Source organism: Paenibacillus sp. WLX1005 (assembly GCF_046603685.1).
Taxonomy (GTDB): Bacteria; Bacillota; Bacilli; order Paenibacillales; family Paenibacillaceae; genus Saccharibacillus.
Genome location: NZ_CP176756.1, coordinates 3875739 through 3895202, shown reverse-complemented (window position 1 = coordinate 3895202; position 19464 = coordinate 3875739). Strand labels below are relative to the sequence as shown.

At 45.7% G+C, this 19464-nt stretch carries 15 protein-coding genes and 1 other annotated feature; of the genes, 11 read left to right on the top strand and 4 right to left on the bottom strand.

The annotated features are described in order from the left end of the window. Positions 1–268 precede the first annotated feature (268 nt). Positions 269–1408 (top strand): diguanylate cyclase, encoded by a 1140-nt coding sequence (locus tag ACE3MZ_RS16600; RefSeq protein WP_411343245.1) that lies wholly within the window; start codon positions 269–271, stop codon positions 1406–1408. 201 nt (positions 1409–1609) lie between these two features. On the opposite strand, the gene ACE3MZ_RS16595 is transcribed toward ACE3MZ_RS16600, so the two are convergent. Then, positions 1610–3700: a molybdopterin oxidoreductase family protein gene (locus ACE3MZ_RS16595; RefSeq protein WP_411343244.1), complete on the bottom strand. Its 2091-nt coding sequence runs from the start codon at positions 3698–3700 to the stop codon at positions 1610–1612. Positions 3701–4053: 353 nt separating this feature from the next. Then, positions 4054–4322 (top strand) — a binding site (T-box leader). 105 nt (positions 4323–4427) lie between these two features. On the opposite strand from ACE3MZ_RS16595, the gene leuS reads away from it, so the two are divergent. The 7 genes from leuS to holA all read left to right on the top strand — a co-directional run bounded on the left by leuS (position 4428) and on the right by holA (position 14830). After that, positions 4428–6869 (top strand): leucine--tRNA ligase, encoded by a 2442-nt coding sequence (gene leuS, locus ACE3MZ_RS16590; RefSeq protein ID WP_411343243.1) that lies wholly within the window; start codon positions 4428–4430, stop codon positions 6867–6869. A gap of 161 nt (positions 6870–7030) precedes the next feature. After that, positions 7031–7714: a ComEA family DNA-binding protein gene (locus ACE3MZ_RS16585; protein WP_411343242.1), complete on the top strand. Its 684-nt coding sequence runs from the start codon at positions 7031–7033 to the stop codon at positions 7712–7714. Between the two features lie 23 nt (positions 7715–7737). Beyond that, positions 7738–8238, top strand: coding sequence for a deoxycytidylate deaminase (locus tag ACE3MZ_RS16580; protein WP_367060314.1), 501 nt, complete (start codon positions 7738–7740; stop codon positions 8236–8238). 217 nt (positions 8239–8455) lie between these two features. Further along, complete coding sequence (locus tag ACE3MZ_RS16575; protein WP_411343241.1) at positions 8456–11416, top strand: ComEC/Rec2 family competence protein; 2961 nt, start codon at positions 8456–8458, stop codon at positions 11414–11416. Between the two features lie 320 nt (positions 11417–11736). Beyond that, positions 11737–12285: an RNA polymerase sigma factor gene (locus tag ACE3MZ_RS16570; RefSeq protein ID WP_367060305.1), complete on the top strand. Its 549-nt coding sequence runs from the start codon at positions 11737–11739 to the stop codon at positions 12283–12285. Next, positions 12282–13649, top strand: coding sequence for a hypothetical protein (locus ACE3MZ_RS16565; protein WP_411343240.1), 1368 nt, complete (start codon positions 12282–12284; stop codon positions 13647–13649). The genes ACE3MZ_RS16570 and ACE3MZ_RS16565 overlap by 4 nt, the downstream gene beginning before the upstream one ends. A gap of 161 nt (positions 13650–13810) precedes the next feature. Next, a complete protein-coding gene (holA, locus tag ACE3MZ_RS16560) occupies positions 13811–14830 on the top strand; it encodes a DNA polymerase III subunit delta (RefSeq protein WP_411343239.1) in 1020 nt (339 codons plus the stop codon). Positions 14831–15003: 173 nt separating this feature from the next. On the opposite strand, the gene ACE3MZ_RS16555 is transcribed toward holA, so the two are convergent. Next, positions 15004–15444 (bottom strand): Lrp/AsnC family transcriptional regulator, encoded by a 441-nt coding sequence (locus tag ACE3MZ_RS16555; protein WP_411343238.1) that lies wholly within the window; start codon positions 15442–15444, stop codon positions 15004–15006. A gap of 246 nt (positions 15445–15690) precedes the next feature. Here ACE3MZ_RS16555 and ACE3MZ_RS16550 point away from each other — a divergent pair, with 246 nt between their 5' ends. Beyond that, the gene (locus tag ACE3MZ_RS16550; RefSeq protein WP_411343237.1) at positions 15691–16458 is read left to right on the top strand and encodes an MBL fold metallo-hydrolase; all 768 of its coding nucleotides are present in this window, start codon (positions 15691–15693) and stop codon (positions 16456–16458) included. A 113-nt stretch (positions 16459–16571) separates the two neighbouring features. Here the strand turns inward: ACE3MZ_RS16550 and ACE3MZ_RS16545 are convergent, their stop codons facing one another. After that, entirely contained in the window at positions 16572–17009 is a 438-nt protein-coding gene (locus ACE3MZ_RS16545; RefSeq protein WP_411343236.1) for an Lrp/AsnC family transcriptional regulator, read from the bottom strand. A 154-nt stretch (positions 17010–17163) separates the two neighbouring features. Between ACE3MZ_RS16545 and namA the strand changes: the two genes are divergently transcribed. After that, positions 17164–18165: an NADPH dehydrogenase NamA gene (gene namA / locus ACE3MZ_RS16540; RefSeq protein ID WP_411343235.1), complete on the top strand. Its 1002-nt coding sequence runs from the start codon at positions 17164–17166 to the stop codon at positions 18163–18165. Between the two features lie 65 nt (positions 18166–18230). Here namA and rpsT read toward each other — a convergent pair whose 3' ends face one another. Continuing rightward, the gene (gene rpsT, locus ACE3MZ_RS16535) at positions 18231–18503 is read right to left on the bottom strand and encodes a 30S ribosomal protein S20 (RefSeq protein ID WP_411343234.1); all 273 of its coding nucleotides are present in this window, start codon (positions 18501–18503) and stop codon (positions 18231–18233) included. Between the two features lie 325 nt (positions 18504–18828). On the opposite strand from rpsT, the gene ACE3MZ_RS16530 reads away from it, so the two are divergent. Next, complete coding sequence (locus tag ACE3MZ_RS16530) at positions 18829–19266, top strand: GNAT family N-acetyltransferase (RefSeq protein ID WP_411346824.1); 438 nt, start codon at positions 18829–18831, stop codon at positions 19264–19266. Positions 19267–19464: the final 198 nt, after the last annotated feature.

Below are 19464 nucleotides of genomic sequence, written 5' to 3'. Positions count from 1 at the left end.
ATCGTCGGCGCAACCGATATATATGGTAAGGACAGGAAGCCGTTTAGCATAATGGGATGAGAAGGTTTTTTTGATGTAAAAGATAATTTCCAAATGATCTCTTCGTAGGATAATGATGTATGAGTTAATAGGAATGTACGAAAAAGTTACATACAAATCTAACATTTTTACTGTCATTTGTCGAAACATGGAGATAGTGAAGGTTGAGAATCATGTATAATAGATTCAACAAGTCCACAATCATTATGGAGTACAGTGAGGGCACAGCATGCAAACCATAATTCAAACGCTATTTAACAATTTGACATTTCTGACAACATTTTTATTTTTCAGTGACCTGTTTTTGAAGTTTTTTGAGAGAAAGATGGGGCGTAAAAGTATCTGGTTCGTGCCTATCCTTTATGGTTTGCTTGCCGGCGGTGTCGGCATTGCGATGATGATGTTTTTCTCGATCCGTTTTCATACAAACACGAATACGATCATTGTTGACTTTCGGCAGCTTGCTATTATGATCTCATTTTATTATGGCGGCGGTTGGAGTGGTTTGATTTCGGCGGTAATGATCGGGATTTATCGGTTATTTGCAGGAGAAACGATACAGTTCAGTTCGTGGATCGGACTGTGCAATGTTATGTTTACGTATGTGCTTACCGGAATGTGTATGAAACGTGCGCGCGAAGTATCGCTCAAAATCTGGGTACGGACGCTGATTGGTACGGTATGTATCTATGTAGTTTCAGTAACGATTGTGAACGCGTTCAGTCACTCGTATGCGCTACATGCGTTCTACGGTATCTTTTATATGACGGCTGGACTGTTTGCTTATTATATTATCAAATACATGAAACGGGCAGATGAGACGCTGGTCAAAATGCGGGAAGCTGCCAACCACGACTTCCTGACCAAATTGTACAATCCGCGTTCCTTTGATCGTTTATTCCGTTCCACTGCGGATGATGCAGAGCAGAATAATAATTCGTTTGCGCTACTGGTTCTGGATATCGATCATTTCAAAAGGGTAAACGACCGCTATGGACATCTGAACGGGGATGTTGTGCTCGTACAGATTGCACAATTGCTGGGCGAAACTATTCGCAAAACTGATTTCTGTGCCCGCAAAGGGGGCGAAGAATTCGCTGCCATTCTCACGCCGTGCACGATAGAGGAAGCGATTGATATCGCCGAACAAGTACGCAAGCGGATTGAGGAGCATCTGTTTGTTCTGGAAGAAGGTCAGGAGATTGTGCTGACTGTCTCCATCGGCGTAAGTGGGTTTCCACAGCTGCCAGCGGATGCTTTGTTTTATGAAGCAGATCAGGCGCTATATCGTGCCAAGGAAACGGGGCGTAATCGTATCTGTGTCGCAGACGCCAACACAGAGCAGCTACATGTACCTGCGCGGGGATAAGTCACCTGTTCACCATATCGATTATATGTATGCAAAACGACCTGCTTTCTGAGCCATAATGGACAGAAGGCAGGTCGTTTTGATGTTTGCCTGTGTTGATGTTTGCATAAGGTAAAGCGTATTGCATTGATCTTACTTATATGACCGCTACAGTATATAACTGTTACAGATCAATCATATGCTTGTGCACATACACTACAATTACAGTGAAGCTGTCTGCTCCCATTGCTCTGTTGTTTCCTCTGAGGGCTTACGTTTCAGACGTACACGACTGGAAAAGAATGTTGCGCCGCCGCCCATATCTGATAGGCGATCCGACGTTAGCGCATTCACCAGATGCTTCGGTTTGTGATCGCTGCTGTCCGCCCATAATCCTTGACTAACCACCACACCCGGCAATACCATTTCGCCTACGGTTGCTAGCAATTCGCAGGAACCATTTTCATTGGAAATATTGACCCAATCGCCATCCGCAATTCCTTCGCGCTCTGCATCTTCCGTATGGATAAACAATTTTGGTATTTTTTCCATGCCGGTATGCTTGGCATTGTTGGAAAATGTAGAATTCAGGAAATTATGCGTCGGTCCCGGAATAAAGATATACCCGTCCTCATCCTGTTCACGCAATGGAATATACGTTGGCAGCGGTGGTAGCCCCATATGAAGCAGCGTTTCTGAATACAGCTCGACTTTGCCGCTTGGCGTAGCGAGTCGTTCTGGATAAATAGTCGGTCGATAGGCTTTGATAAATTTATGCTCGACCAGCGCGTCGTAATCGATCGTGTTAAGCCCTTCATTTGCCGGATGATCCAATGCCTGACGTATTAATTGCTCATCGCTATCATGCAGTGCTTGTTCCTCGTACCCCATCACTGTTGCTAGCAACCGGAATACTTCGGTATTCGATTTGCTTTCTCCGTATGCTTCGATAACCGGCTCGCCAATCTGCATATAATGATGCCAATACGATGTATAGAAATCCAGATTCTCAAACGCCGAAGTCGCTGGCAAAATAATATCTGCATACGAAGCCGTTTCCGTCAGGAACAGATCATGTACGACGGTAAATAGATCCTCACGCTCCAGCCCTTGACGTACCTGACCTGCACGCGGGGCTACGACTGCGGGATTGCTACTGTAAATATATAGCGAATGCACCGGCGGTTCCGTATCGTTCAACGCGCGACCGAGTTGATTCATATTAAAGGAACGCGTATTCCGTTTCTCCAGCAGATCGGGACGCTGCAACGCTTGCGCATTATGTGCCAGATAAGCAGAGTTGGAGCGGATAGCACCGCCGCCTTGCACAAGCCATTGACCGGTCAATACGGACAAGCACGTAATCGCGCGCGTATTCATACCACCATTATCATGATGCTGCAACCCATTGCCGATGCGGATCAATGCAGGTGTTGTCTCATGATACATGTATGCCAGTTTGTATAGATCGTCCACTGGTACACCGGTAATACCGGCAACTGTAGCAGGATCGTACTGCTTTACATGCTCACGTAGTTCCTCATGTCCAATCGTATGCTGCTGCAAAAATTCCTCGTCTACTCGATGTTCCGCAAACAGAATATGCATCAGACCGAGTGCCAATGCGGTATCAGTACCCGGCAAAATAGGGATAAACCAGTCGGCAAGTCGTCCAGTCTGGTTTTTGTGCACATCGATAACGACGATTTTGGCACCTTGCTTACGGGCTTGCTGCGCTAGTGTAATCTGGTGCATATTCGTACTAACTGCATTGATACCCCAAAGAATGAATAGCTTTGTATGAACCGTATCTTCGGGATCGGCACCGATACTGCCGCCTACCGTATACTTGAAGCCCGCTCCACCGGCAGCCGTACAAATTGTACGCTCCAGCTGACTGGAGCCCATACGATAGAAGAAGCGGCGATCCATACCTTCCGCATTAATATTGCCCATATTGCCGTAAAAGCTGTACGGTAATATACTTTCCGGTCCATGCTTCGCAATCAATGCCTTCCAGCGCGAAGAGATCGTATCCAGCGCTTCTTCCCAACTGATGCGGGCGAATTGGCGGCTCCCTTTTGGTCCGATACGTTTGAGCGGATGCGTCAACCGTTTTTCATCATAAATGCGTTCCGCCATATGGCGTACTTTGTTGCAAATATTGCCTTTTGTAACGGGATGATCGGGATCACCAGCGATTTTGACGATCTTGCCGTTTTCTTTGTGAACGAGCAGTCCGCATTGATCCGGGCAGTCTAGCGAGCAGACGGTTTTGAATGTACCGTCAGGTTGTTCTGTATAAGCAGGCATGGCTGTCACTCCTTTCCTTACTTTCCTTTGAAAATTGAGATCGGATGAGTGAATGCAATCGTCTCATCTATAGAAGGAACGAATCGTTAGTTGAATGTAGAGGATATAATAAAATATAAAGTGGAGTAAATAACTTGGTTTTATATGATTTATCATATTATTGTTGAATCTATCGCATTGGTCAATTGTGCATTGGTACATATGATAGCGTGTCTGCTGTCATTGTTCAACAGAATTTGACAAAATGATAGATCCACGCCAGTCTTCCGAATATTTCTTTCATTGACTTTAGCGGCTAACTTTTTTACAATAAAATCATTGTTACAACCGGACAGGTTATGACCGGACATATGTAATGCTCAGTGAAAAGGAATAGTAATAGCGGCAAGCATGAATAGAGAGTCGACGGGTGGTGCAAGTCGATATGATGCCGATATGAACTCGCCTTGGAGATATGCGGCAACGATCTACGGAATACCAGCTTTGTCAGAACTGACAGCGATATTCTCGATTGCAACCGCATCGGCTTCCTACCGTTATCAGGCAACTAAGTGAGTGAATGGTGAAGCATGCCTGTTCACTAACTAGGGTGGTACCGCGAGATCAACCTCTCGTCCCTAGCGATTATTTGCGCTAGGGATGGAGAGGTTTTTTTATGGCTTTCGGGCAGCACACATCCGGCGCAGCGGGCGTTATAGACAGTGCATAATATGAAGGAGGAACAGGGATGACAGACAATAATACGACCCCGCAGGGCTACCGTCCGCAGGAGATCGAACCGAAGTGGCAGGGCTACTGGGACGAACATAAAACATTCAAAACGACAGAGGAACAGGACAAGCCGAAGTTCTATGCGATGGACATGTTCCCTTATCCATCTGGCGCAGGGCTGCATGTTGGTCACCCGGAAGGATATACCGCAACCGATATCGTTTCCCGTTACAAACGGATGAAAGGCTTCAACGTACTGCATCCGATGGGTTGGGATGCGTTCGGTCTGCCAGCTGAGCAGTATGCGATCGATAACGGCGGTCATCCGCGTGAATTTACATTGCAAAATATTAACAACTTCCGTCGTCAGATCAAATCGCTCGGTTTCTCCTACGATTGGGATCGCGAGATCAGCACGACGGACCCGGATTATTACAAATGGACACAGTGGATTTTCCTGCAATTGTACAAAAAAGGGCTGGCTTACATCGCTGAGATTCCAGTGAACTGGTGTCCGGCACTTGGTACGGTACTGGCAAACGAAGAAGTCATCGATGGTAAAAGTGAGCGTGGTGGACACCCGGTTATTCGTCGTCCGATGCGTCAATGGATGCTGAAAATTACCGAATATGCAGACCGTCTGCTGGAAGATCTGGACGAGCTGGATTGGGCGGAAAGTATCAAAGATATGCAGCGCAACTGGATCGGTAAATCGACCGGTGCCGAAGTCAGCTTCGATATCGACGGCACAGAGGAGCAAATTCGCGTCTTCACCACTCGCCCGGACACGCTGTACGGTGCCACTTATTGTGTACTCGCTCCTGAGCACGCATTGGTAGACAAAATTACAACTGCCGAGCAACAGGATGCAGTGAAAGCTTATCAAGAGAAAGCATCCCACAAGAGCGATCTCGAACGTACCGATCTGAACAAAGACAAAACCGGTGTCTTCACCGGCGCTTATGCGGTTAATCCGGTAAATGGAGAGAAACTGCCAATTTGGATTGCTGACTATGTACTGGCTGCTTACGGAACTGGTGCCATTATGGCGGTGCCTGGACACGATACGCGTGACTGGGAATTTGCTCAGAAATTCGATCTGCGTATCGTTGAAGTGGTCGAAGGCGGAGACGTGACCAAAGAAGCCTACACAGGCGAAGGCAAGCATGTGAACTCCGGCAGTCTGGACGGATTATCGACCGAAGAAGCAATTCCGACGATGATCCAATGGCTGGAAGAGAACGGCAAAGGCGAAGGCAAAACGACCTACCGTCTGCGCGACTGGTTGTTCAGCCGTCAACGTTACTGGGGTGAGCCAATCCCGATCATCCATTTGGAAGATGGTACGATCAAGCCGGTTTCAGAAGACAGCCTGCCGCTCTTACTGCCAGATCTGGATGAGATCAAACCATCTGGTACAGGCGAATCACCGCTGGCTAATGCTACCGATTGGGTGAACACCATTGATCCAGAAACAGGATTGAAAGCTCGCCGCGAAACAAACACGATGCCGCAATGGGCAGGTAGCTGCTGGTACTATCTGCGCTACATCGATCCGAACAACGATCAAGAGCTGTGCTCCAAAGAGAAGCTGGATTATTGGATGCCAGTCGATCTGTATATCGGTGGTGCTGAGCACGCTGTACTTCACTTGCTGTATGCCCGTTTCTGGCACAAAGTGCTGTACGATATCGGTGTAGTGAATACAAAAGAGCCATTCCAAAAACTCATCAACCAAGGTATGATCCTCGGTACGAACAATGAGAAAATGAGTAAATCGCGCGGTAACGTGATCAACCCGGATGATATCGTCAACGAGCACGGCGCTGATACACTGCGTCTGTACGAAATGTTCATGGGACCGCTGGAAGCAACCAAGCCGTGGAACGAGAACGGTGTAGAAGGTATGTACCGCTTCCTGGCGCGTGTATGGCGACTGTTTATTAGCGAAGATGGCAGTCTGAATCCGAAGATCGTACAAGATGGTGGCGATGATGCGTTCAAACGCATCTGGCACAAAACGATCAAAAAAGTCAGCGAAGATATGGAAGCATTGCGCTTCAACACGGCAATCAGCCAGCTGATGATCTTTATCAACGATGCGTACAAAACCGATGAATTGCCACGTCAGGCGATGATCGACTTTGTACAATTGCTGTCCCCACTGGCACCGCATATTGCGGAGGAACTGTGGAACCGTCTCGGTTATACCGACAGCATCACGTATCAGCCTTGGCCGGTATACGATGAAGCTTGGACGAATGAGTCCGAAGTGGAAATCGTAATCCAGATCACAGGCAAAATCGTACAGCGCGTCAATATTGCCAAAGATATGAATGCCAAAGACATGGAAGCATTTGCCCTGTCTCTGGAAGCTGTACAAAAAGGAATCGAAGGCAAAACCGTACGCAAAGTCATTGCTGTACCGGGTAAGCTGGTTAATATCGTAGCCAACTAATTTCAACAATACAGATTCACATGTTAGATCAAGTGGAAGCACCACTGGACGCTCCGGCATATTGCCGGGGCGTTGTTTTATACTCACGTACATCATATGAATGAGTACGGAGAATAATATGGAAATGCGCAAACTTCGCATTTCCAATAACAGGGGTGCAAATGATGAAAACGAAAATAATGATCGTAGCTACCATACTATCTGTACTTGGCGTAGGACTTATCTGGTTTGGCGCAGCTCAGCAACCAGAACAGGGCACAGAGTGGGTGCAAGTGAACGAACGCGCAGCAGCAACACTTGAACCTTCCTCTGCTACAACACAAGCAGGAGAACAAGATTCCAATATCGAAAAAGGTTCAAGCGATCCGCTCCGTAACTCTTCATCATTCGTTGCGAATGGAGCAGATACAGGTACAGCAGGTACATCATCCAACACAGGAATTTCTGGCGTTCCAACGTCTACAGACACGAATACAGTTACATCCAAACAAGATACTATCGATACATCTACTAATGTCTCAACTATAGGCGAATCTGCTACCGGCGATCCTCATTCTTCGTCAGCAAGCACAGTTTCGTCGCAAAGCAACCAGACCAAATCATCAACCAACAGCTCAGAATTAGATACTCATTCCGCATCTTCTGTTAGTGAAGGTAAAATTAGCATCAATCGCGCCGGATTAGCGGAGCTAACTGAACTGCCCGGCATCGGTGACAAAAAAGCACAAGCAATTATCGATTATCGGAATGTCCATGGTGCTTTTCAACATGTAAATGAATTGGATAATGTCAAAGGCATCGGCAGTAAAATGCTTGCCAAGTTATTACCATATGTCAGTCTGTAAATGGATAAAGGGGGAAATACAAAATGCGTAAAGATTGGGATACGTATTTTATGGATATCGCTCATATGGTGTCCACACGCTCGCGCTGTCCGCGCCGTCATGTAGGAGCCGTTCTGGTACAGGGGAAAAAGCTACTCGGTACAGCCTATAACGGCGCACCGATGGGCGTACCAGATTGCTCGGAAGATGGCTGTATGATCTCCGAAGAGGTGGAAGTGGTCAAGGTGGATGGCGTCGAAACAATGGTCAAAAAGCAACGCTGTATTCGTACCATCCATGCCGAACAGAATCTGCTACTATTTACCGACCGTGCTGACCGCGAAGGTTCAACCGTATACGTAACCGACGAGCCATGCTGGACATGTGCCAACATGCTTGCGAATAGCGGCGTAGTCGAGATCGTCTACCATCGCAGTTATCCAAAAGATACACGCAAAGTACACGATATGATGCAGCAAAAAGGTATTATATTCCGCTCACTACAATCGTACGAACCACCCAAAGAAACAGTTGTCATCGACTAATTAATAATCCGCATTAGAGCATACTGAACAATCAGAAGTTAGCCAGAATGGAAGAACCATGAATCCGGCATGCTGTACACACAGCAAAGGAACATGGTTCTTTTTCACATTTCACTAGTAGATATAACCAAGCAACAGCACCTCTCTAAGCAACAATATAGATCTGAGCAATAACATAGAAGAATAGAACAACACATAGGAAAGGGACAAGTATCCAATGAACGATAGTGTACATAAAAGCAAGCGACCACTAGTAGTCGGTTTTGCTACATGGACTGCCGGTAACACATGTGCCGTATTACTGGATGAAAGTGGTTTTTGGACAGTGTTATGCGGTATATTAGTGCTTGGCGGGTTGCTATTACTGAGTTTGTATATATGGTTACCAATACGATTGGATTATCGGGGTTTGATTCTGTTGGTCGTATTATTTTGTATAGCAGCCCTGTACTGGCACTGGAATGATCAGCGCAATATCAGCCAACTGCCAACGTTATTACAATCTACATCTTCCAGCATGATAGAGCAGCCCACCCAAGCAGAGGGAGAAATTGCCGGTACAATAGAAATGGACGGGGATCGTGTTACGTTTCCGCTAGTATTGTATCGGTTACATCCATCGTCCAAGGCTTCATCAACCAATCCTTCGTCTACGATTGAGTTACACAAGCACGAGACCGTCTGGGTTCAGCTCAAGCTTGCAGCAGAAAAAGAATTAACAACAGCAGCACAATGGCGACGCGGAGATAGGATCCAACTCCATGGCACATGGAAAGAAGCAGGAGGCGCACGTAATTTTGGCGCTTTTGACTACAAAGAGTATTTGAGACTGAGCCATATTCATTGGATGATTGATGTGAAAGGTGCCTCGGCGCTGCGCCTATCTGATATACAATTGTCTCAGTGGTCGTCTATTCAGAGTCGGATTTTGCGCTGGAACGATGATACACGGGAGCGACTTGGGCTGCAAGTACAGCGTATATTTCAACCGCTCGATAGTGGTTACATGGAAGGCTTGCTGATCGGTTTAACCGATGACATCGATGCAGAGACGTTTGCTTCTTTTTCAAGACTCGGATTAACACATATTCTTGCGATTTCAGGATTGCATGTAGCGATCTATGCTGGTTTGTTATTGTGGATGCTGCGTGCAATGCGATTGACTAAGGAAACAGCATGTTATATCGTCATGTTGCTGCTCCCGATATACGTCTTGCTTACCGGAGCATCTCCATCTGCGATTCGTGCCGGTTTGATGGGCATGATCGGATTATATCTGGCAGGACGTGGACAGTTAAAAGATGGATTACATATTTTATGTGCGGTTGGATGGGGTATGTTGCTATACGAACCGTATTATTTGCTCAATATTAGCTTTCAGTTGTCATTTATCGTAACGGCAGGCTTGATTATATATGTTCCGCTATTCATGCCGCTGCTGAGCAGATTGCCTTTTAAACTAGCTTCGGCGTTATCCGTAACGATTGTTGCGCAATTGATATCGTTTCCGCTAACGATTTATTATTTTAACCAGTTTTCGCTATTATCGTTTGTTGCTAATTTTGTGCTGGTGCCTGTATCCAGTATTCTTGTGCTGCCTATTGGCACGCTTGCGCTGGCGGTCAGCTATATCTGGTTTCCGGCAGGATATTGGCTTGGACATGCAGTATCTTGGCTAAATAGTTGGTGCTTTATACTAATTGATTGGCTTGATCATGTACCATATATGTTAAGTATCTGGTCGTCGCCGGGGATTGTAGGTATGTTAAGTTATTACACATTGTTGTATATTACCTTGCGCTGTTTCCGCGATATTCATCATTGGCTTGAACAGCAAGCGATGAGCCAGTACATCGTCCGTCAGCATTCACAAGCATCCAAAGTACAACCAGCAGTACAACCAGCAGTACAACCAGCAGTACAACCAGCAGTACAACCAGCAGTACAACCAGCAGTACAACCTTCTCCTTTGCGACCGCTATTTAGTAAAGTTTCAGTTGCCAGATTATTCTGCAAACGCGGTATTCACTGGCAGATTCCATGGTTGCGCAATAGACTGCTGATCATGCCTGTATTCGGCAGTATACTCATCATTATGCTGAACAGCTGGTACCACGCATCCCCATATCAATCGAATCATGAGGCACTATTACAATTTCTCGATATTGGGCAAGGAGACAGTATTCTGATCACGACGCCAGATCAGAAACATATTCTAGTAGATGGCGGAGGTACTGTTCGTTTTCGCAAACCAGGCGACGAATGGCGTGAGCGTAAACAACCGTACGAAGTTGGTGCCAAGCTAGTTGTACCTTTGCTCAAAAAACGCGGTGTTCATCAGCTGGACGCAATCATTTCCACACATTGGGATCAGGATCATGCGGGTGGACTGCTGGCGGTAGCAGATCAGATACCAGTGAAGCAGTTTATTTTTAATGGCACATTGCCGGATGACGATAAGCAAAATAAACTCATTCAGACATTGCTGGATCGCCATATTCCCATGTACGCCGCGTCATCAGGTCTGCAATGGAAGCCAGACCCGGATACTACACTGATTTTTCTTGCGCCCGCCTTATCCACTAATTCCACTACACTGACAAACGAAAAAATAAAGTTTTCACAATCATCTGCGATTTTGAATACAAATGTTCAAAAGAACACGCAGAATACACATGATTCTATTACTATAAAACCTACAGCTCATCCTGTAGCTAGTCTACTTCCGCGCAAGGAAGACCAAAATCTATATTCCGTTGTCTTTATGCTGGACATATACGGACGTCATTTTCTATTTACAGGCGATGCCAACTTTACAGAGGAACGCTCGATTCTGAATGAATGGGATCAAGTATCAGCTACCAATACAGCTCACAATATTAATACTGATTCCATGACAGCCTCTCTCGTTTCTACGCCAATCGATGTGCTCAAAGTCGGTCATCATGGCAGCAAAACATCCACTTCACCGGAATGGTTATCCTACTGGCAACCGCAAATGTCTGTGATTTCAGCAGGTGTCAATAACATCTACGGTCATCCCAAAAGTGAAGTGTTGGATCGTCTGCATGATGTCGGTTCTACTATTTTTCGGACAGATCAGCAGGGAGAGATTCAAATGCTAATTGATACAAACGGCAACATGCAGACCCGTACCCTGCTTCATTCGCCGCAATGATGATTGGATTTTATGTATGTATTATCGCAACCCTGTTTTGAATGCATCGTATGGCTGTCGTACAGAAGATGACGAATAGAGCGGATTTTGGTATCCTAGATACATCTGTATCACGTTTCGACATATGACCCGGAAAACGTTCATTTTAGGTAGTCCAAATGCAGCCCGGATTCGTATGATTCCTACATAGGGTAAGTGTTTGTAATAGCGTTTTGCGGCACTTACCGCTTTGAATCAATAAATTGAAATTATTTTAACAAACACTGCAACAATCGGGGCGCCGTTTGCGTCTAGGAGTTGTAAGGAGAGGGGGATCCTCCGTGGTGGAGCAGGGACTCATCAAGGCCGCCCAAGAGGGAGACCGAGATGCTCTAATCACCCTATTAAGAGAGATAGAACATCATGTGTACAAAACAGCTTACTACATTTTGAACAATGAACAGGATGCTCTGGATGCGGCTCAAGAGGCGTTAATTCGCATCTATACCAAAATTGGTTCCTACGAAGAAAAAGCGCAATTTAAAACTTGGGTGCAACGGATTGTTACGAATATCTGCATTGATAAATTCCGTCGAAGCAAGCCGACGGTTTCGATTGAGGAACATGAGATGGTGTTTGAAGGTCATGACGATGTGGAGCAACAGGTGATGCGTACCTATACATCCAAGGATGTACAGGAAGCGATTAACCAGCTGCCTGAGCATCATCGAACAGTGATCGTACTGCGCTATATTCAGGATTTATCCTACAACGAAATTGCGGATTGCCTGGATTTACCTCTGAACACGGTAAAATCGTATTTATTTCGCGCGCGCCAGCAACTACAAAGTCTGCTAGCAGACTATGAGAAAGGAGGATTGATTGGATGAAACGTGAAGTAGCGGAAGAATGGATGAGCCGCTATTTGGACGGGGACCTGGGCGCGGAAGACAGCAAAGCTTTATTCCGTTATATCGATGAAAACCCGGATGCAGCAGAGACATTTCGGATCATGACCGCTTTGTCACTGCGTTTGGAAAAATTGCCTGATGTAAAACCAAAGTACAGTCTGGTGGATGCTATTTTGCCGCAGTTGGATCAATTGGATGCAGAACGACGCTCCGAAAGTGCAACAGAGATCGGTATTATGGAACCACAGCAAGACGAACAGGATGAACTGGCACAGCGTCGTCGTCAGCGTGGGAACTGGCGTGATCGTTTGCCGGTGCGTACAATCGGGGGGATTGTTGCCGCCGGTGTGGTACTTGGTATTTCTATTGCGAGTTATGAACCGAAGACCCTTACGGATGCGGGATCGCCTGCATCGCCATATAGCTACAATCAGGAGAACGCGACTGAAGAGAATGGCAGTGTAAGCAACCCGGAAAAGAAAGAGCCTTCAGTAGACTCGATCAACAAGGAAGAAGATCAGAAGCAAGCCGATAAGCAAAAGGAACCGTCCAATGCAACGGATACAGGAAGTTCATCCAATGAGCCTTCTGACGGACAAACTTCAACAAAGACTCCTTCCACTTCAGACACAACGAAGAATAAGGAGAACAACACGAACACGACTCCTCCGTCAAGCGAGTCAACCGGTAATCACAGTCAGTCGCAGGAACCGTCTACAGACAAGCGCGGTGGTGTTCCTTCGACAGGCAATACGGACAGCAGCTCGACGACAAAGTCGAACAGCAATGATAAGTCGACTGAGCAGCAAGAGACCGCTACACCTTCGACTTCTACAGATCAGTGGAATAGCAGTTCAGGCAAAACAGATTCGTCCACATCTGGAGGAACCGATTCTACATCAACAGATCCGGAAGCTTCCGGTACAGATGAAGAAGCAGGCATTTTGTCTACTCCAGAAGCGCAGCCAAGCCTGGTTGCGCCGGATACAGGCTCCACATCGACGGGAACAACAGATTCACCGTCAACGAATTCATCGTCTGGTACGACAGGTACACAGGGAAGCGATACAACCTCCACTAACTCTGCTGGCATAACTATGCCCAAAACAGAGCAAGAATGGAAATCGCCAACTGAAGATTATACCGTTGTACTGACTACGCAAAATACACTTCGTCTGGACAGCATCGCAGCTGACAATGTGAATGGTCGCAGCGTCGTATCCTCGATTCCGCTCAAAGGAACATGGATCAGCGGCAAATGGTCAGATGATGGCAAAGTATTTACGTATCAGGTGAACGAGAACAACATCAGCAAAACGTACAAAATTACAGTTGGCAACTAATTCACCGTCATCAGCGATGATGTAGGTAGCATTCAGCGCCGACATAAGGACTTTCCGGATCACACATCGGAAAGTCCTTTATTGTTTTGCATCGTGTCTTCTCTTTGCGGTAAGCCATTTTTCCGTTACAATACATATAGTGAAGTCAGGAGGAACGTGGAATGGATTTGAAAACGGCAAGTAAGGATATTCAAAATAATAATCCGGCATCCATTTATGTATGTTATGGATCAGAAAAATATAGAATTAGCGAGTTTATCGATTTTGCGATTCAGCAATTGATTGAACCAGAGCATCGTGATTTTGCGCTTGCTCGTTACGATTTGTCCGAGACGGCACTAGAAACGGTACTGGAAGAAGCGGAGGAGATTCCGTTTATGGTGCCGCGCAAGCTGTTGATTATACGAGATTCATCCGTGCTTACAGCAGGCAAGGATAATAGCAAATTGGAGCATCGTGCTGAAGCCTTGCTTCGCTATATGGAGGAACCGGTTGATTATTCAATCTTATTATTCTGGGTCAATGGCGAAAAGCTGGATGAAAGGAAAAAAGTCGTCAAAGCGCTGAAAAACAAAGCCTGTATATTGCCATTTCAGCCTATGGGCGCAGAAGAATTGCTCACATGGCTCATCCGTCATGCCAAAAAGCAAGAATGCGAATGCTCCAAAGCGGCGGCTGAAGCACTGGTACAATCTGCGGGTACGGGGCTGGGGATTTTATCTGCGGAAATGGACAAGCTATGTCTGCATGCTGGACGCGGTGGTACCATTACCGAAGATGATGTGCAAAAGCTAGTTGCCCGCAGCACAGAACAAAATGTATTTATTTTGGTGGAGCAGATCGCGGCGGTACGATTGGAGCAGGCACTGACGATCTTTTACGATTTGTTGAAGCAGCGTGAAGAACCGATCAAGATTGCGGCGCTCATTGCCCGCCAATTCCGTATCATGTTGCAGGTCAAAGAATTGGCTGGGCAAAATTATTCGCAGCAACAGATGGCTTCTCAGCTGGGGCTACATCCGTATGCTGTCAAAATTGCTGGTGAACAGGCACGCAAATTTGAAGTGGGCAAGCTGCGTTCTATTATTGCTCATCTGGCACGATTGGATTACCAGATGAAGACCGGAGCGATTGATAAAGTGCTCGGTCTGGAAATGTTCCTGCTGCGGCTTGGGGCATAGACTGGCGTAGTATCTATACGTGAAGGTATTGCACAAGTTGAAGATTTGCGTCGATTCGTTTCTTTTATAAATGACTTGGAACAGGTATGCTACGAAACATAGATTGAAACCATATGTGAAAAGCCCGAAAGCGATGGAATGACAGGACACTCCAACGTTTCCGGGCTTTTCGTTTACTTAAACTGCTCCACCGACAAGCTTAATTTGAAGTTGCCATACTGCAACAAAGAATCCAGTAGTTGATTCAGATCGCTCATGGAAGCAGCATGCACTCGCATCCAATAACAACCTTCCCCACTAATCCGATGAACCTCATGAACTGCATCTTGCTGACGAACATGCTCCAGAAAAGAGGAATGTGAGGAGGCGGAGTTCATATACAAAATCACAAAGCCTTGAATCCCTTGTCCAAGTGCCGCCGGATTCCATTTGACCGTGTAACCTTCAATCACGCCCATATCCTGCAATTTGCGAATACGCTGCCCGACCGCTTGTCCAGATAGATGAACCAGCTCGCCGATATCTTTATGAGAACGAGCTGAATTTGCAATTAATTCATGTAAAATACGCAGATCCACTTCATCTGCTCCTAGCATATAGTTAGAAAGATTCATAACCGATAGACTCCTTTGATAAACAGGTTAATAACATGACATCCAATAGCTAATACGAAGTAAGAAATGATACTTAATCTTATTTGCTTTCAGCGTGAAAGTAAATTCATAATTATACGTTCAGCTGACGCTGTTGGGCTGCGGGCTGAATCTTTTATAATGAGAATAGCTCAAGCAACAATACCAAACAACAATATCGTATCATGTGTAACGTAGGGCGATATGAATTGGAAAAGGAGTAATATCATGAAAATTCAATTGATCCGCAATGCCAGCCTATGGTTGGAATACAATGGAGTTCATCTGTTCATAGATCCGATGTTAGGAGAGCAAGGAGCTTATCCGCCGATTACGAATTCGGAAAATGAACGGCGCAACCCGCTAGTACCATTACCTGGAGCGCTGCAACAGTGGAGCCAGCCAGATGTGATTGTGCTAACACATCTGCATAATGATCATTGGGATGCAGCAGCGATGGAAGCACTGGACAAACAGATTCCAGTATGGTGCCAACCGGGGGACCGTGACCGCATTGTAGAACGGGGATTTATTCATGTCACCGAGATTTCGGAAACCCAGCAGTACAAAGGCATTCAATTGCATCGTACTACTGGTCATCATGGAACCGGTGAGATTGGGGAGAAGATGGGCAATGTGTCAGGCTTTGTCTTTCAGTCGGAACACGAGCCAGTGTTACACATTGCCGGGGATACGATCTGGTGTAAGGAAGTGGAGCAGGCATTGGAGGATTACCAGCCGGATATTACAATTGTAAATGCTGGCGCTGCTCAGTTTGTCGGTAGCGACCCTATTATTATGGATCAATATGATGTGCAACAGGTTTGTAAGCATGCTCCCGACAGCCAAATCATTGCTGTGCATATGGAAGCGATCAATCACTGTTTACTCACGCGCAAACAGCTGGCTGACTTTGCAGAGGAACATGGACTGACCGAACAACTCGTCATTCCACAAGATGGAGACCAGTTGGAGTATACATCACCGCGTCGATGAGTACGGATCACAGGAATAGGTTGTTCAAGCTTATGCACTGACACTGATAACGTTCTATCCTATAAAGCCGAAATGGTCTTTTGATGATATTCACAAAAGACCGTTTCGGCTATTTATGCTTCCATATTCGGAATCAATGGTTTGTATTCAACGGGGGTAGACATCACGATTAGCGTGACGGAATCGCCATATTTGCCGCAGGTGTTGGTGAATGTTTCGAGTGTTTGCAATGACTCCGTAACGACTTTTAACAGGAAATTATACTGTCCGCTAATTCGGTGACACTCCATTAGATCAGGTGATTGTTTGCAAAATTCAACCAGACCTTCACAGTCTTTGGTCAAAAACATCAGGTACGCTGTAATCTTTTTATCAATGTCGGCTGGTGAGATGACAGCCTGATAATGATGAATAATACCGCGATCTTCCATTTTGTGAACACGGTCAGTGACCGCAGGTTGGGAGAGGCCGACGAGATTGCCAAGCTCTTTCATCGAAATTCTGCCCTGCTGCTGAAGCAGTTCGATCATTTTTTTATCAGTATGGTCCAATAGATCAACTCCTTTATATAATATGGTTTTATGATTACTATTCCTCATTATATCATGTGAGATGTAGCAAACTCCTTTATTTATCTATTCAGCAAATCGGCTGATTTTTTTAAACTAAAGAGGTTACGTTATACGAATGAAGGAGTGGTTTGAGATGAGTTTGCTGTTGAGTCCATACACGATTCGCAATATGACTATGAACAATCGGGTGATGATGTCACCGATGGGAATGGTATCGGCACAGGAAGATGGCAAGGTGAATGATTGGCATATGCTACATTATGGTGCTAGAGCACTTGGGCAGGTTGGATTGATTATGCTGGAAGTGTCTGCTGTAGATAAATATGGCAAAGATTACGGTTCGCTTGGGATATGGGAAGATGAGCACATTGAAGGGATGCAGCGGCTAGTATCTCTTTTACAGGCACAGGGGTCCAAAGTGGGCATTCAGCTATGGCATGCTGGTCGCAAATCGGATATACCGGGTCATGCGGTGTCTGCCTCTGGTTTGCCGCATGGAGATCAAGATAGCCGGGCTTTAACGATTGCAGAAATCCAGCAGACGATTCAACATTTCCGTGAGGCTGCTATTCGTGCAGTGAAAGCAGGATTTGACGTAATTGAACTGCATGCAGCGCATGGTTATTTGTTAAATGATTTTTTGTCGAGTTATACGAATCGGCGTACCGATGCTTATGGTGGAACGGTGGATAAACGCTATCGACTGCTGTCGGAAGTAATTGCAGCCGTACGCGATGTATGGGAAGGTCCATTGTTTGTAAGGGTATCGGCGGATGAGTATGGGGAAGAGGGGAATCGGATTGAGCATACGGTGCAATATACGAACAGGATGAAGGAGCAGGGGGTTGATCTGATTGATGTGAGCAGTGGCGGCGTATATCCTGACAAACCGAATGTATATCCGGGTTATCAGGTGCCGTATGCCGAAGCCATTCGTCGGCAATCGGATATAGCTACAGCAGCGGTCGGCTTGATTACGACCGGAACGGAAGCGGAAGCGATTTTGAATAAAGGACAAGCAGACGTGATTGCCATCGGACGAGCATTGCTACGTGATCCGTTCTGGGTTCGCACGGCAGCACTTCAATTGCATGAGTCCATTCCAGCACCGCAGCCATACCAGGCAGCATGGTAAATCGAATATAAACACAATAAACCCCTGAGCGGATAACCGTTCAGGGGTTTATATGAAAGGCAGCATTAAGCTTGGCTGGAAAGAGCGTTCAGTTTCTTAGCCAGACGAGATTTTTTACGAGCAGCTGCGTTTTTGTGGATGTGACCTTTAGTTACAGCTTTATCCAGACTTTTGGAAGCAGCAGCAACAGCAGTTTTTGCATTTTCAGCATCGTTATTCACAAGTGCAGTATCTGCAGTTTTTACGCTAGTGCGCAGTGCGGATTTTTGAGCCGCATTCAGAGCACGACGTTTTTCGCTAGTTTTTACACGTTTAACCGCGGATTTGATGTTAGGCATTACATTCACCTCCTGTAAAGCATATACGAATCATCGTTAAGACTCACAACTCTAAATATATTATCATGTTATATTCAGTTTTGCAATATAAATTGCTGCTTGTTTCTAATTGGGAATATATAGTTGAAAAAGCAAAGCTGAAAATAAAGAGAATCAAAGTAAGATATCTAGTAATATCAATATCGTTTTGTTGTATTTGCAATAAAATTACATTATGATAAATCGTAATTTGGTAGATGATACACGTTTCGTCAACTTATCTTTCCTAACATTAGATTACGTATAGAAAGGGAGCAAATGAATGAATCATTCACATTCGACTGATATTGATCTGCAAATTGTGATGACAACTGAACAGCTGGAAGCAGCCAAACAGATTCGCGAACATGTATTTGTGGAGGAGCAAGGCGTCCCATTGGCGGACGAGTTTGATGATCATGATGTATTGGATGCGCCATGCGTGCATGTACTAATTTATTATCAACAGCAGCCTGCGGGTACAGGACGATGGCGGATAGTAGATGGAACCGCCAAGTTAGAGCGCATCTGTCTGCTGCCAGAATATCGACAATATGGACTAGGACGCATATTGATTCAAGGGTTAGAACAACAGGCGATAGCGAAAGGGCTACGGCATTTTCAACTGCATGGGCAAAGTCAGGCGGCTCCCTTTTACGAAAAGCTAGGTTATCGTATATTCTCGGCAGAATTTCTGGAAGACGGTATCCCGCATGTATGGATGATTCGCGAAGTGGGCGAGTAAAGAGGAGCAGGGAAACAACGTGCAGAAACGAAGAAATACAGCGTAGTTATTCAGATTACAACTGTTTTGAATTCCTTTTTGTAATGGGATTGCTGGGGAATCGCCCAACTGCTATAATAAATTGATTAATGGGAATGGTTAACCTTTCATACAGGACCGGACCATCAGCATTATATTTCAGGCTTATGTTGGGGGTAA